Here is a 13,484-nt window from a genome sequence, read left to right as displayed (position 1 = left end):
CCGGCCCTAGGAGCCCTGCGGCTGACGGGCAGCCGTCCAGGACAGGCGCGGGCCCGTGGGCAGGAACTGGGACCAGGCGACCGGGATCGGCGTCTCCCGCACGTGCTCGTAGCCGAGCCGTGTCTTGGCCTGACCGGCCTGCTGGCGCTGCGCCGCGCGCTCCTTCGCCGTGGCGCCGATGCCCGTGTCGCCCGCACCGTTGTCGCTGTTGGACTGCATCGCGTAACGAAGGCCCGTGTCGGTGACCAGGAACGTGGGGCCGTCCCCGGTCGCGGTGCCCGCGAACTGGCGGTAGAGCTGGCCCGAACCGGCGGTGACGTAGGCGCTGGAGGAACCGACGGGCAGGGGCGCGGGGAAGTTCTTGCCGGACCAGGTGCTGAGCGTGGTGGCGCCGTTGTCGGGGTCGACCTTGTCCAGCACGTTGCAGACGGTGTTGCGGCTGCCGGCCGTGGTGGTGGCCTCGTTGACCGTCTTCGGCTCGTCCTTCGGCCAGCCGGCGGGCCCGAAGCTCTGGCCGGCGGTGATGTCACCCGGGCCCACCTTGTACGGCTCTCCGTGCTGGCTGAGATTGCCGAGTGCGGGGTTGCCCAGGATCAGGTGGGCGGTGAAGTCCGTGACCGGGGCGACCTTGCCGGGCAGGACAACGTAGTACTGGCCGGGTGCTTTGAGGACCATGCCGACGCGGTTCGCCGTGTCGCTCAGCGTGCTGTTCGTCCCGGCGGCGGTACCGGGAGTGACCGGGAATGCCGGAAACGCGATCTGCTCGCCCTTGTTGAGGGTGTCCAGCCAGTCCCGGGACACGCGCTCCGGCTTCTGGCCGCCGGGGGCGTCGATGCCCAGGGCACGCAGGAGCTGTTCCCTGTCCTGGCTCCGAGGGTCGATGGGGAAGGCGGTGCCGTGGGCGTCGACGACGTACTCGGCCTTGTCCGGGCCGACGACGTACATCAGGTCGCCGCCGCGCAGCTTCTCGCGGCCCTCCGTCTTCCTCAGGTCGCGCTTCGCGAGGACGAACGCCGCCTTCTGGATGGCGCGGCCGCCGTCGGCCGGACGCTCGCAGACGGCCCAGCGCTTGGCGGCCCCGGCCTCGGCGGCCGACGGGAGGCGGTCGGGGGCGTACGGGATGCCGATCGTGGCGCCGTGCGGGATCGTGCCGTTGTCGAGCACGTCCTCGGACACCGTCACCGGGGGGTTGTCGCTGGGGTCCACGAGGAGCTTGGCCGACGCCATGTTGAGGACCGGGTGGAGCTGCTTCTTGCCCTTCGTCTCCAGGACCACGTACCGCGTCGTCGACTTGCTCGCGACGATAACGTTCTTGTGGAGCGCGTCCCACCCGGGGGGAGCTGTCGGCTTGAACATCCCCCACGCACCGAACACGGCGAGGACGACGGTGCCGACGATCACGCCGGGCACCACCGCGCGCAGCGGTTTCGGAGCCCCTTCCTCCGATCCGGAGGGAGAGGGCTGGAGGAAGGACGCGAGCGTGCGACGCTTCGCGAAGGTGTAGGCGTTGAGTTCGTCCCGCCGTGATGCCATCTGTGTCCGCTTCTCCCCGTGCAGCGCTCGGGGGTACCTGCGTCCCCCGCCCTCCGTTGTCAGACCCGGCCCCTACTATGCCTGTTGCGTGGTTGTGCGTGTGGGACGGGTAGGGTGCTGGGGCCTTCAAGGGCCCTGTTCAACAGGGATTTTCGGGACAGTTCGGGGGGTTTGGAGTGATGGCTTCCGCAACGCGGACCCGGTCGCGGTCGCAATCCCGGTCACGGTCGGGTGGCCGACGGGGATCGGCGGACGGTACGCGGGCGGCTCGGTCCGGCGGGGCCTCGGGTCCTCCGGCGGCGTCGGGCGGTCCGGTTTCGCTGCATCTGAAGTCGCGTTCCGGGCGGACCGGTTCGTTCCGGCTCCAGCAGATGGTGATGATCGAGCTGGCAGCGGCCCTGCTGGTCGCCGGCTGGGCCGTCGGACCGTGGGCCCTGGTGCCCGCGGGCGTCGTCGCCGCGATCCTCGTCCTCCTGGCCGTCGTACGCCGCCGGGGGCGGTCGCTTCCGGAGTGGCTCGGCAGCGTCCTGGCCCTGCGCGGGCGCAAGCGCCGTGCGGAGAGCACGCCGGTGCCGCCCGGTACGGAGCCCGGTCTCGCGCCGGCCGTCGAGTGCGACCCCTCGCTTCGGACGTACAGCTACAGCCGGGGTGACGACCGCGACCAGCGGCCCATCGGCATGGTCGGCGACGGCGCGTTCCTGACGGCCGTTCTGCAGGTCGAGTCGGACGCCACGGCCCTGCGGGCGGAGCGCTCGCGCCGGCCGCTGCCCATCGGGATCGTGCGGGACGCCCTCGAAGTCGACGGGATCCACCTCGAATCGGCACAGATCGTGCTGCACACGCAGCCCGCTCCCGCGCTGCACCTGCCGCAGCAGTCCGTGGCGGTGAGCAACTACGCGCCGCTGCAGGCCCAGACCGGCTCCCCCGCGGTCCGCATCACGTGGATCGCCCTGAAGCTCGACCCCGAGCTGTGCCCGGAGGCGGTGGCGGCGCGCGGCGGCGGCACCCTCGGCGCGCAGAAGTGCGTCGCCCGCGCCGCGCAGCATCTCGCGAGCCGGCTGACCGGCGCCGGGTTCCGGGCGAGCGTGCTGACGGAGGAGGAGCTGACGGCCGCCGTCGCGACGTCGGCGTGCGCCAACCCGATGGTGACGGCGCAGGCCGGCCGCAGCGAGATGCCGCAGCGCAGGACCGAGGAGTCAGGCCGCAGCTGGCGCTGCGACAACCGCAGGCACACCACGTACTGGGTGCGGCGCTGGCCGCAGCTCGGCGGCTCCGGGACCGCGATGCACCAGCTCGTCGCACTGCTGACCACGGTGCCCGCGCTGGCCACGACCTTCAGCCTCACGCTGTCCCGCGGTGACCAGCGGGACATCCAGCTCGCCGGCCACATGCGCATCACCGGGCGCAGCGACAGCGAGCTGACGACGGCTCGGCGCTCCCTGGAGACCGCGGCCCGGCAGTCCAAAACGGGCCTCGTCCGTCTCGACCGTGAACAACTGCCCGGAGTTCTCGCCACGTTGCCGCTCGGAGGTGCACGCTGATGGCCATGACGTCATCTCCCCCGGCCGGGGCAGGAGCCTGGGACGGCAATTCCTGGAACGGCAACGGGAACACCGGATCGGCTCCCGCCGCGCCCGCGCACGCCGGGGAACGCCCTCGCATCGGCATCGGACTCTTCGGCCCGCGCCACCAGCGGCACACGCTCTCCGTCGACCAGCTGGACAGCCTCGCGCTGCCCATCGGTGACGACGGCGTCGTCGTCGGTGTGGACGCGGACGGCCAGCCCGCCGTGCTCGGGGTGAACAGACCGACGCCGTACGACATGGTGCTCATCGGTGGTCTGTGGACGGCTCAGGTTCTCGCGCTGCGCGCTGCCGCGACCGGGGCGCGGGTCGCCGTGGAGACCGGGCGGGCGCAGCACTGGGCCCAGATGGTGCAGGCGGTCGGTGGCGGGCAGTCCGGCATGACGGTGCATGACGTCGGGCGGGTGCCGCCGCAGGGCGCGTCCGCGGGCGGTCCGGTGCTCGTGGTGCGGGACTGCGGTATGCGTCCGCCGCGCGGGCGTGTGGCCTCGGCGCCGTGGCAGTCCGTGCTGACGCTGCTGCCGTATCTGAGCCCGGTGGCACCGCGGTTGATGCGGCAGGCGCGACTCGTCGGCATCCAGCGGGTGTCACCTGACGAGGCGGCGGAGATCGGCCGCGTCCTCGGGCTGCCGCGCGAGGAATGGGAGTCGCTGCCGACGCTCGCCGACGGCGTCACTCTGTGGTGTACCGACGGCGACCGCCAGTACGTGATGACGCAGGCGACCGACGCCGAGATCGGATTGTTGGGTAACGCACGCCGGATGGACTGAAGTCGGCCCGGGATCCGTCCCGGGCGGCTCCGGCGATCGGTCCCGTTCCCCTTTGCGTCTCATTCGGGCAGTTTGTGCTCGGCGAGCAGAAGGGCGTTCGTCACTTCCGTATCGCCTCGGCATCACTTGTTGCCCGTGTGTGACCTGGTGGGCGGCTTCGGAGGGGCGGACGGGCCTGCCGTACTCCTCGTTTTGATGATTAGGCTGGGACAGGACGCGCGCGGCAACCCATGAGCGGTTCGTACGCGTCCCGGGGGAAGAGCCCGGCGGATCGGACGACAGGAACGGTCGCCCCCCACCACGGCACGAGGGTGCTCGACCACACCAGGAGGCATTGTGAACAGCGATCGGAACGGGATCCACGGGGGCTGGGACACACCCGGGGATGATCACTCCGACGCGGAGTCCGCCACTGAGACGACGGGCGAGTTCACCATCGACTACGCCCCTCCGGCCTGGTACACGCAGAACGCGTCGGCCGCCGCGGGCGAGACTCCCTCGGCCACACCCGCCACGCCTCCGCCGGCTCCCGCGCCCGCCCCCGTCACGCCCCCGGCGCCTCCCGCCCCGTACCAGCCGTACGCGAGCACTCCGGCGTCCCCCGAGCCTGACGCGGGTTCCGGGACGGGCGATCTGGAGAGCGGCGCGACGATGCGGTTCTCCGCGGCCGCGCTGAAGCGCGAGTTCGCCGAGATGGCGGCGCGGGACGAGCAGAAGGCCGAGTCGGGGTCGGAGGGCGCCGCGTCCGCGGACGCGTCGCAGTCCGGTGCCGGTGCCGGTGCTGCGGCCGGTGGCTCGGACCACTCCGGTGACTTCCCGCTGGTCGCGCCGATTACGCCCGTGACGGACGAGGGCGACGACGCGGTGGTGAGCGCCGCCACGGCTGACGGTGAGTCCGGATCTGACGTCACCTCTGACGCGGGCTCCGCCGAGGAGGGCGAAGCCGCCACGGCCGAGGCGTCCGAGACGCCGGAGGCATCGGCGGAGTCCGAGCCGGAGGGCGGTGAGGGCGCGGGCGACATCGTCAGCGAGGACTCGGCCGCGATCGCCGGTACGACCCCCGACGCAGGCCCGGACTCGGGCACCGACGCCGCCCCGCTCCCGCCCGAGGCCGACGCGCCCGTCCAGCCGGAGGCCCCCGCCGACCCCCAGGCCGCCCCCGCTGGCTGGGCCCCGCCGCCCGTCGCGCAGGAAGGCGTCCCGCCGCTGCCGCCGGCGTTCCAGCCCGCGGCCCCGGCGCCGGGCACGCAGTGGCCCGCGCCGACGCCGGAACAGCAGCAGCCCGCCGCACCGGTCCAGGCCCAGGGCGCACCCGCACCGCAGGGCTGGCCGGGCCAGAACACCCCGCCGGCGCCGCAGAGCGGTTACGGCTTCCCGCAGCCGCCCGTGCCCGGCGACCCGCAGCAGCAGGCACCGGCCGCGCCGCCCCAGCAGCAGGGCTACGGCTTCCCCCAGCCGACGCCTCCCGCCCCCGTAGCGCCCAACCAGCAGGCGCCGCAGGGCGGTTACGGGTTCCCGCAGCCGACGCCCCAGCCGGGTCCGGCCAACCAGCCTGCCCCGCAAGGCGGTTACGGCTTCCCCCAGCCGACCCCGCAGGCCCAGCCGCAGCCTCAGCCCGGCGGTTACGGGTTCCCGCAGCCGCAGCCCGGCCCCCACGCCCAGGGCCAGCCCGCCGCACCCCACGCGCAGCACCCGCAGGCCCCGCAGCCCCCGGCCCAGCCGAACCCGCAGAACCCCCAGCAGCCCGCGCCGCAGGCCCAGCCCGGCCAGCCCCAGCCGTACCCGGGCCAGCCCGGTCAGCCCGACCAGCAGTACCCCGGTCAGCCCCCCGCCCCCGGCATCGACCCCCGTACCGGTGCCGCCTGGCCGCAGCCCGTTCAGCACGACCAGCGCACGCCCACGAACGTCGGTGGCGCGCCGCTCGGTTACACGGCGGCCGTGGAGCTGTCCGCCGACCGGCTGCTCAACAACAAGAAGCAGAAGGCGAAGAGCACCCGCCCCGGCAGTGGCAACGCGCGCTTCAAGCTCGGCGGCAAGAAGGAGGAGGCCGAGCGGCAGCGGAAGCTTGACCTGATCCGCACCCCGGTCCTGTCCTGCTACCGGATCGCCGTGATCAGCCTCAAGGGCGGCGTGGGCAAGACGACCACGACGACCGCACTCGGTTCGACGCTCGCCACGGAGCGCCAGGACAAGATCCTCGCCATCGACGCCAACCCGGACGCCGGTACCCTCGGCCGCCGTGTGCGCCGTGAGACCGGGGCGACCATCCGTGACCTGGTGCAGGCGATCCCGCACCTGCACTCGTACATGGACATCCGCCGGTTCACCTCGCAGGCGCCGTCCGGCCTGGAGATCATCGCGAACGACGTGGACCCGGCGGTCTCGACGACGTTCAACGACGCGGACTACCGCAGCGCGATCGACGTGCTCGGCAAGCAGTACCCGATCATCCTGACCGACTCCGGCACGGGTCTGCTGTACTCCGCGATGCGCGGTGTGCTGGACCTCGCCGACCAGTTGATCATCATCTCGACGCCGTCCGTCGACGGTGCGAGCAGCGCCAGCACGACCCTCGACTGGCTGTCGGCGCACGGGTACGCGGACCTGGTGTCGCGTTCCATCACGGTCATCTCAGGGGTCCGCGAGACCGGCAAGATGATCAAGGTGGACGACATCGTGTCCCACTTCGAGACGCGCTGCCGCGGCGTCGTCGTGGTGCCGTTCGACGAGCACCTGGCGGCGGGCGCCGAGGTCGACCTCGACATGATGCGGCCGAAGGTCCGGGAGGCGTACTTCAACCTCTCGGCGATGGTCGCCGAGGACTTCGCGCGGGCTCAGCAGCAGCAGGGTCTGTGGACGTCGGACGGGAACCCGCCGCCCACCATGGCCCCGCCGGTGCCCGGTCACCAGCAGCAGCCGTACCCGGGTCAGCCCATGCCTGGTCAGCCCATGCCGGGTCAGCAGCCCGCGCCGGGCCAGCCGTTCCCGGGCCAGCAGCCGTACCCCGGCCAGCCGGGTCAGCCCATGCCTGGTCAGCCGGGCCAGCCCGGTCAGCAGTACGCCGGTCAGCCCGGCCAGCCGTACCCGCAGCAGCCCGGTCAGCCGCAGCCGCCCCAGCAGCCGGGCCCCCCGCAGGCCTGGCAGCAGCCGGCGCCCGCACCCCAGCAGGGCCAGCCGCACCCCGGCCAGCCCGCGCCCCCCTACGGCGCCCAGCCGCAGCCGCCGCAGCAGTAATCGCGCAAAGCACGCCCCACAGGGCCCGCACCCTCACCACGGTGCGGGCCCTCGCCATTCCCCCGGCCCGCACCGCGCCAGCGCGCCCCGCCCCGCCACACGCCGTACACCCCATAAGCAGCTGACACACCATCAAAGCCACATAAGGTGCGCCAAGGGCGTCACGCCCTGGCCTGCGCCGCGTCAGAGGTCTCGTCCAATGAGCGTGGGATTGCTGGTCAACTCGTTATTTCCGCAGGCCACATGGGGTGTATGCGCCGTTGACGTGCGGAGAGCAGCACTGGTACACACTCATCAATCAGCTGACGCCCCGTGATCAACCTGCCACTCCGCGCGAGCGAGACGCGAGGTCACCCACCCATGGACACACACGTTCAGCCCCGGAAGACACCCGCTCGGACACCCGCTCGGACACCCGCTCGGCCGCTGTCCCGTGCGCCGCGGGCACTGCTCGCGGCCGGTGCCGCGGCGTTCACTTTGACGGCCGGTCTGGCCACGCCGCTCAACCCCGCCCCGCATGAGGCGAAGGCGGCGGACGGCGGCAAGAAGGTCCTGACCGTCGCCCTCGCCCAGAGCGTCGACTCGCTGAGCCCGTTCCTCGCCCAGCGCCTGGTCAGTACGAGCATCCACCGGATGATGTACGAGTACCTGACCAACTACGACCCGAAGGACAACCACACGGTCCCGGGTTTCGCGACCGCCTGGAAGCCGTCGGCGGACAAGCTGACCTGGACGTACACCATCCGGTCGGACTCGAAGTGGTCGGACGGAAAGCAGGCGACGGCCGCCGACGCCGCGTTCACCTTCAACAAGATGATGACGGACGAGGGCGCGGCGACCGCGAACGGCAACTTCGTCTCCAACTTCCGCAAGGTCACCGCCCCCAGCCCCACCCAGCTGGTCATCGAGCTGAAGAAGCCACAGGCCACCATGGCCGCGCTCGACGTCCCGATCGTGCCCGAGCACATCTGGAAGGACGTCAAGGACTTCTCGAAGTTCAACAACGACAAGACGTTCCCCGTCGTCGGCAACGGCCCGTTCGTGCTGACGGACTACAAGGTCGACCAGTACGTGAAGCTGAAGGCCAACAAGAGTTTCTGGCGCGGGGCGCCGAAGTTCGACGAGGTCGTCTTCAAGACGTACAAGGACCAGGACGCCGCCGTCGCCGCCCTGCGCAAGGGCGAGGTCTCCTTCGTAGCCGGCTCCCCCGCCCTGACGCCCGCTCAGGCGGCCTCGCTCCAGGGCGAGAAGGACATCAAGGTCAACGAGGGCCCCGGCCGCCGCTTCTTCGCGCTCGCCGTGAACCCGGGCGCGCAGACCAAGGACGGCAAGAAGTTCGGCGACGGCAACAAGGCGCTGCTCGACCAGAAGGTGCGCCACGCGCTCTTCATGTCGGTCGACCGCAAGACCATCGTCGACAAGGTCTTCCAGGGCCACGCCGTCCAGGGCGCCGGGTACATCCCGCCGCGCTTCGCCGACTACTTCTGGAAGCCGTCCGGCAGCCAGGCCCTCGGCTACGACCCGGCGAAGGCCGGCAAGCTGCTCGACGAGGCCGGTTACCCCATGAAGAACGGCCACCGCGTCGGCAAGGACGGCAAGCCGCTCGACCTGCGCATCCTGTGCCACGCCACCGACCCGAACGACAAGGCGGTCGGCAAGTACCTCAAGGAGTGGTGGGGCAAGCTCGGCATCGGCCTGAAGGTCGACTGCCGCGACGACATCTCGGTGCCCTGGTACGCCGGTGAGTACGACCTCGCGTTCGACGGCTGGTCGGTCAACCCCGACCCGGACGCCGTCCTCGGCCTCCACACCTGCGCGGCCCTGCCCGTCAAGGCCAGGGAGACCGCCCAGACGGACAACTTCATCTGCGACAACACGTTCGACGGCCTGTACGCGAAGCAGCTCGCCGAGTACGACCCGGCCAAGCGCGCCGACACCGTCAAGCAGATGGAGTCGTGGCTGTACGACTCGGGCTACATGAACGTCATCGCGTACCCGAACGCCGTCGAGGCGTACCGCACCGACCAGATCAAGTCGATCCGGACCATGCCGACCGCGGCCGGCAACATCTACGGCCAGGACGGGTACTGGAGCTGGTGGTCGGCCGTTCCCGCGGACGGCACGGGCGACGCGGGCTCGGGCGGCGGTTCCACTGCCACGGGCGTGATCGTCGGTATCGTCGCGGCCGTGGTCGTCCTCGGTGGCGGCGGGCTGCTCCTCGCGAGGCGCCGGCGCACCACGGCGGACGACCGCGAATAACTTCCCCAAGTACCGCACGAGTAACTTCCCCAAGTACCGCACGAGCAACGGTGACGAGAGTTCCCCATGACAGCAGAGAGCACTCCGGCGCTCGTGCAGAGTGCGGACTCCGGGGGCCCGGCTCAGGCCGGGCCGTCGGCGGGCCGCGGCCCACGGGCGCGTAACACCAAGGCCTATCTCCAGTACGTGGCGGGCAAGATCGCGGGGGCGGTCGTCTCGCTCTTCGCGGTGCTTGTCACGAGCTTCTTCCTGTTCCGGCTGATTCCCAGCGATCCGGTGAAGCAGATGACGGGCGGCCGCCGGGTCTCGGCGCAGCAACTCGAAGCATTACGGCACCAGTTCGGCCTCGACCTGCCGATGTGGCAGCAGTTCACGAACTACATCGGTGACGCGCTGACCGGCGACTTCGGCACGTCGTACCAGTTCCACTCCCCGGTCATCGGCAAGATCTCCGAGGCGCTCCCGGCGACGCTGCTGCTCACCGGCACGGCGTACGTCCTCTACACCGCGCTCGGCATCTGGCTGGGCACGCGCACCGCCTGGCGCAACGGATCGCGGAGCGACCGCTTCAACACCGCGTTCGCGCTCACGCTGTACTCCGTCCCGTCGTTCTGGCTCGGCCTGCTCCTCATCATCGTCTTCGCGGTGGGGCTGGGCCCGATCCCGGGCCTGTTCCCGACGGGCGGCCTGGAGTCCGGCGGCCAGAGCGGCTTCGCGTACGTCGTCGACGTGGCGCACCACCTGGTCCTTCCCGTCATCACGCTCGTCGCCGTGGGCTACGCGCAGACGCTCCTCGTGATGCGTTCCTCGCTGCTCGACGAGATGGGCAGCGACTATCTGACGACGGCCCGAGCGAAGGGGCTGCGCGACGACGTCGTACGCCGTAAGCACGCCGTCCCGAACGCGATGCTGCCCACGTTCACGCTGATGTTCGTGAACCTCGGCCATGTCGTCGCCGGGCAGATCCTCGTCGAGACGGTGTTCTCCTGGCCGGGGCTCGGCGGGCTGTTCTACTCGGCGCTGAGCGTGCCGGACCTCCCGCTCGTGCAGGGCCTGTTCTTCGTCTTCGCCACGGCCGTGATCCTGGCGAACACCCTCGCCGACGTGCTGTATCCGCTGCTCGATCCCCGGGTGGGCCGATGACCGCCGAAACCGACATCCCTCAGCTGACCCCGCCTCCGCCGGTGCACAAGAACGCGAAGGCCCTCGCCCGTGCCCGCCAGCGCGCCTCCGCCGCCCGCTTCTGGCGCGAGTACCGCACGCACCGGAGCGGCCTGTGGGGTCTGGCGGGCCTGATCCTGATCGGGCTGATCGCACTCTGCGCGCCCCTGCTCGTGGGCGCGGACTCGCAGTCCGTGACCGACGCGCCGGGCGGCCCACTTGGGGAGCCGAGCGCTGAATTCCCGCTCGGCACCGACCAGTTCGGCCGCAGCGTGCTGGCGCTCCTCGTGTGGGGGGCGCGGGTGTCGCTCACCGTGGGGCTGCTCGCCGCGTTCCTGTCCGTGGCGATCGGCACGGTCGTCGGAATCGTCGCGGGCCACTTCTGCGGCTGGTACGCGACGGTTCTGATGCGGGTCACGGACTGGTTCCTGGTGATGCCGACGCTGGTCCTCGCGATCGCGCTCGCCACGGTGATGTCCCGTTCGATCTGGACGGTGATCCTGGCGATCGGCGTGACGACCTGGCCGACGACGGCCCGCCTGGTCCGGGCCCAGACGCTGGCCGTGGAGTCCCGCCCGTACATCGAGCGGGCCCGTGCGCTCGGCGGCGGGCACGGGCACGTCATGCGGCGGCACGTCCTGCCGAACGTGATGCCGCTCGTCCTCGCGCAGACCACTCTGGTGATCTCCGGCGCGATCCTGACGGAGGCCACGCTCGCCTTCCTCGGCCTCGGCGACCCGACGATCACGTCCTGGGGCGGAATGCTCCAGGACGCGCGCGAGGCGGGCGCGGTCAGCGCGGGCGACTGGTGGTACCTGGCACCGCCCGGCCTGGCCATCGCCCTCGTAGCCCTCTCGTTCACCCTCTGCGGCCGTGCCGTCGAGTCCGTCCTCAATCCGAAGCTGGGGGTGGCCCGGTGAGCCTTCTCGACGTCAGGAACCTCGAAGTGACGTACGCGGGCGGGGCGCGGGCCGTGCGCGGGGTGGACCTGAGCGTGGGCGCGGGCCAGAAGCTCGGCATCGCCGGCGAGTCCGGCTGCGGCAAGTCGACGCTGGCGCTCGCCCTGCTACGTCTCCTCCCGGCCGGAACCAAGGTGACGGGCGAGGTTCTGCTGAACAGCGAGAACGTCCTCACGATGAAGTGGGGCCAGGTCCGCGCCGTGCGCTGGGCGGGCGCCTCGATCATCTTCCAGGGCGCGATGCACTCGCTGAACGCCGTGCACCGCGTCGGCGACCAGATCGCCGAGCCGATCCTGCTGCACAGGAAGGCGACGCCGTCGGGTGCGAGGCGGAAGGTCTCCGAGCTCCTGGAGCAGGTCGGTCTGCCGGCGGCCCGCGCGGACGCGTATCCGCACGAGCTGTCCGGCGGGCAGCGCCAGCGCGTGATGATCGCGATGGCGCTCGCGTGCGACCCGGGCCTGGTCATCGCCGACGAACCGACCACGGCGCTCGACGTGATGATCCAGGCCCAGATCCTCCGCCTCATCGAGCAACTGGTCTCCGACCAGGACCTGGGCCTCATCATGATCAGCCACGACCTGGCGGTCCTTTCGGACACGTGCGACCGGCTCGCGGTGATGTACGCGGGCCGCGTCGTCGAGGAGGGCCCGGCCGCCGAGGTCTACGAGAACGCCCAACACCCGTACGGGAAAGCCCTGTCGGCGGCTTTCCCACGGATCGGCGACGTGGCGTCGAGGTTCGCGCCGCGCGGCCTGCCGGGCGACCCGCCCGATCCGTCGGCGCTGCCCACGGGCTGCACGTTCCATCCGCGCTGCCCGGTGGCGCTCGACGCGTGCGCCACCCAGGACCAGGAGCTGCGGGAGGTGGGCACGGGCCGTCTGGCGGCGTGCGTCCACGCGGGCGAGACCGCCGCCGTCGAGTCGAGGAGCACGACAGCATGACGAGTACGACGGGTAGGCCCCCTCTGCTGGCGGCCGGCGCGCTGCACGTGACGTTCCCGGGCCGCCGGGGCGCGGACCCCGCGCGGGCCGTGGACGGTGTGGACCTGGACATCGCGCCGGGCGAGATCGTGGCCCTGGTGGGCGAGTCGGGCTGCGGCAAGACGACGCTGGCCCGCTCACTGCTCGGCCTGGTCCCGCCGACGTCCGGCCGGATCACGTTCGACGGAGAACCCCTCGCATACTCCTCACGCGCCCTCAAGGCGTACCGCAAGCGCGCCCAGCTGGTCCTCCAGGACCCCAGCGGCTCCCTGAACCCACGGCACACGGTGTACGAGGCCGTGGCCGAGGGCCTGCGGATCCATGGTTACGGGGGTGACGAGCGCGAGGCGGTGGCCAGCGCCCTGTCCCGCGCCGGGCTCCGCCCACCGGAGCGCTTCTTCCTGCGCTACCCGCACGAGTTGTCAGGCGGCCAGCGCCAGCGCGTGGTGATCGCGGGCGCGCTCGTCCTGGACCCCGAACTGATCGTCGCGGACGAGCCGGTGGCGTCCCTGGACGCATCGGTACGCGGCGAGATCCTGGCCCTCCTGCTTCGCCTCCGCGATGAACTGGGCCTGTCCGCACTGGTGGTGACGCACGACCTGGGCCTGGCATGGAACATCGCTGACCGTGTGGCGGTGATGTACCTGGGCCGGATCGTGGAGACGGGAACGGTAGAGGAGGTACTGACGGTGCCTCAACACCCGTACACACAGGCCCTGTTGTCGGTCCTGCCGGAGGCACCGGGCACCCCGGTGGTCCTCACGGGCGAACCCCCGGACCCGTCCCGCATCCCACCCGGCTGCCGCTTCCACGCCCGCTGCCAGATCCTGGCGTCGGGGGAGGCGGAGAGGGCGGGGGTGGCGGAGAGATGCCGGGGGGAGGATTTGCCGGTGCTTTCGGGAGCGGGCGGGACACAGGTGGCGTGCCACTGGGCAACGGCCACCTCAGCCCAAATCAGCCCGTCCGGCGCTTGAGGACCGGGGCCCGGGGCAGAGCCCCGAGACG

At 71.6% G+C, this 13,484-nt stretch carries 9 protein-coding genes; 8 read left to right on the top strand and 1 reads right to left on the bottom strand.

Features of this window, described 5'->3' with window-relative positions; genetic code table 11:
• Nucleotides 1–6 precede the first annotated feature (6 nt).
• Nucleotides 7–1,533 carry a type VII secretion protein EccB gene (eccB, locus tag ABZ893_RS12865; RefSeq protein WP_361401225.1) on the bottom strand — a complete coding sequence of 509 codons (1,527 nt, stop codon included), beginning with the start codon at nucleotides 1,531–1,533 and terminating at the stop codon, nucleotides 7–9.
• A 179-nt stretch (nucleotides 1,534–1,712) separates the two neighbouring features.
• On the opposite strand from eccB, the gene eccE reads away from it, so the two are divergent.
• The 8 genes from eccE to ABZ893_RS12825 all read left to right on the top strand — a co-directional run bounded on the left by eccE (nucleotide 1,713) and on the right by ABZ893_RS12825 (nucleotide 13,453).
• Complete coding sequence (gene eccE, locus ABZ893_RS12860) at nucleotides 1,713–3,074, top strand: type VII secretion protein EccE (RefSeq protein ID WP_361401222.1); 1,362 nt, start codon at nucleotides 1,713–1,715, stop codon at nucleotides 3,072–3,074.
• A complete protein-coding gene (locus ABZ893_RS12855; RefSeq protein WP_361401219.1) occupies nucleotides 3,074–3,886 on the top strand; it encodes a hypothetical protein in 813 nt (270 codons plus the stop codon). Before eccE ends, ABZ893_RS12855 begins: the two co-directional genes overlap by 1 nt.
• 336 nt (nucleotides 3,887–4,222) lie before the next feature.
• Nucleotides 4,223–7,120, top strand: a complete 2,898-nt coding sequence (locus ABZ893_RS12850) for an SCO5717 family growth-regulating ATPase (protein WP_361401216.1) — start codon at nucleotides 4,223–4,225, stop codon at nucleotides 7,118–7,120.
• A gap of 360 nt (nucleotides 7,121–7,480) precedes the next feature.
• Nucleotides 7,481–9,379 (top strand): ABC transporter substrate-binding protein, encoded by a 1,899-nt coding sequence (locus ABZ893_RS12845; RefSeq protein ID WP_361401213.1) that lies wholly within the window; start codon nucleotides 7,481–7,483, stop codon nucleotides 9,377–9,379.
• 66 nt (nucleotides 9,380–9,445) lie between these two features.
• Nucleotides 9,446–10,522 carry an ABC transporter permease gene (locus tag ABZ893_RS12840; protein WP_361401211.1) on the top strand — a complete coding sequence of 359 codons (1,077 nt, stop codon included), beginning with the start codon at nucleotides 9,446–9,448 and terminating at the stop codon, nucleotides 10,520–10,522.
• Complete coding sequence (locus ABZ893_RS12835; RefSeq protein ID WP_361401209.1) at nucleotides 10,519–11,460, top strand: ABC transporter permease; 942 nt, start codon at nucleotides 10,519–10,521, stop codon at nucleotides 11,458–11,460. The genes ABZ893_RS12840 and ABZ893_RS12835 overlap by 4 nt, the downstream gene beginning before the upstream one ends.
• On the top strand, nucleotides 11,457–12,440 hold the full coding sequence (locus ABZ893_RS12830; protein ID WP_361401207.1) for an ABC transporter ATP-binding protein: 984 nt from the start codon (nucleotides 11,457–11,459) through the stop codon (nucleotides 12,438–12,440). Before ABZ893_RS12835 ends, ABZ893_RS12830 begins: the two co-directional genes overlap by 4 nt.
• Nucleotides 12,437–13,453 carry an ABC transporter ATP-binding protein gene (locus tag ABZ893_RS12825; protein WP_361401205.1) on the top strand — a complete coding sequence of 339 codons (1,017 nt, stop codon included), beginning with the start codon at nucleotides 12,437–12,439 and terminating at the stop codon, nucleotides 13,451–13,453. The genes ABZ893_RS12830 and ABZ893_RS12825 overlap by 4 nt, the downstream gene beginning before the upstream one ends.
• The last annotated feature ends 31 nt before the right edge of the window (nucleotides 13,454–13,484 follow it).

The sequence above is a fragment of the Streptomyces sp. NPDC046821 genome, from assembly GCF_040645335.1.
In the GTDB taxonomy this organism is placed as follows: Bacteria; Actinomycetota; Actinomycetes; order Streptomycetales; family Streptomycetaceae; genus Streptomyces.
Note: the sequence above shows the minus strand (reverse complement) of the source record. Positions and strands in the feature narration are given on the sequence as shown.

Bases quoted from the DNA above. Each gene is read 5' to 3' on its own strand.
- eccB (WP_361401225.1), bottom strand. From the start codon at position 1,533: ATGGCATCACGGCGGGACGAACTCAACGCCTACACCTTCGCGAAGCGT.
- eccE (WP_361401222.1), top strand. From the start codon at position 1,713: ATGGCTTCCGCAACGCGGACCCGGTCGCGGTCGCAATCCCGGTCACGG.
- ABZ893_RS12855 (WP_361401219.1), top strand. From the start codon at position 3,074: ATGGCCATGACGTCATCTCCCCCGGCCGGGGCAGGAGCCTGGGACGGC.
- ABZ893_RS12845 (WP_361401213.1), top strand. From the start codon at position 7,481: ATGGACACACACGTTCAGCCCCGGAAGACACCCGCTCGGACACCCGCT.
- ABZ893_RS12840 (WP_361401211.1), top strand. From the start codon at position 9,446: ATGACAGCAGAGAGCACTCCGGCGCTCGTGCAGAGTGCGGACTCCGGG.
- ABZ893_RS12835 (WP_361401209.1), top strand. From the start codon at position 10,519: ATGACCGCCGAAACCGACATCCCTCAGCTGACCCCGCCTCCGCCGGTG.
- ABZ893_RS12825 (WP_361401205.1), top strand. From the start codon at position 12,437: ATGACGAGTACGACGGGTAGGCCCCCTCTGCTGGCGGCCGGCGCGCTG.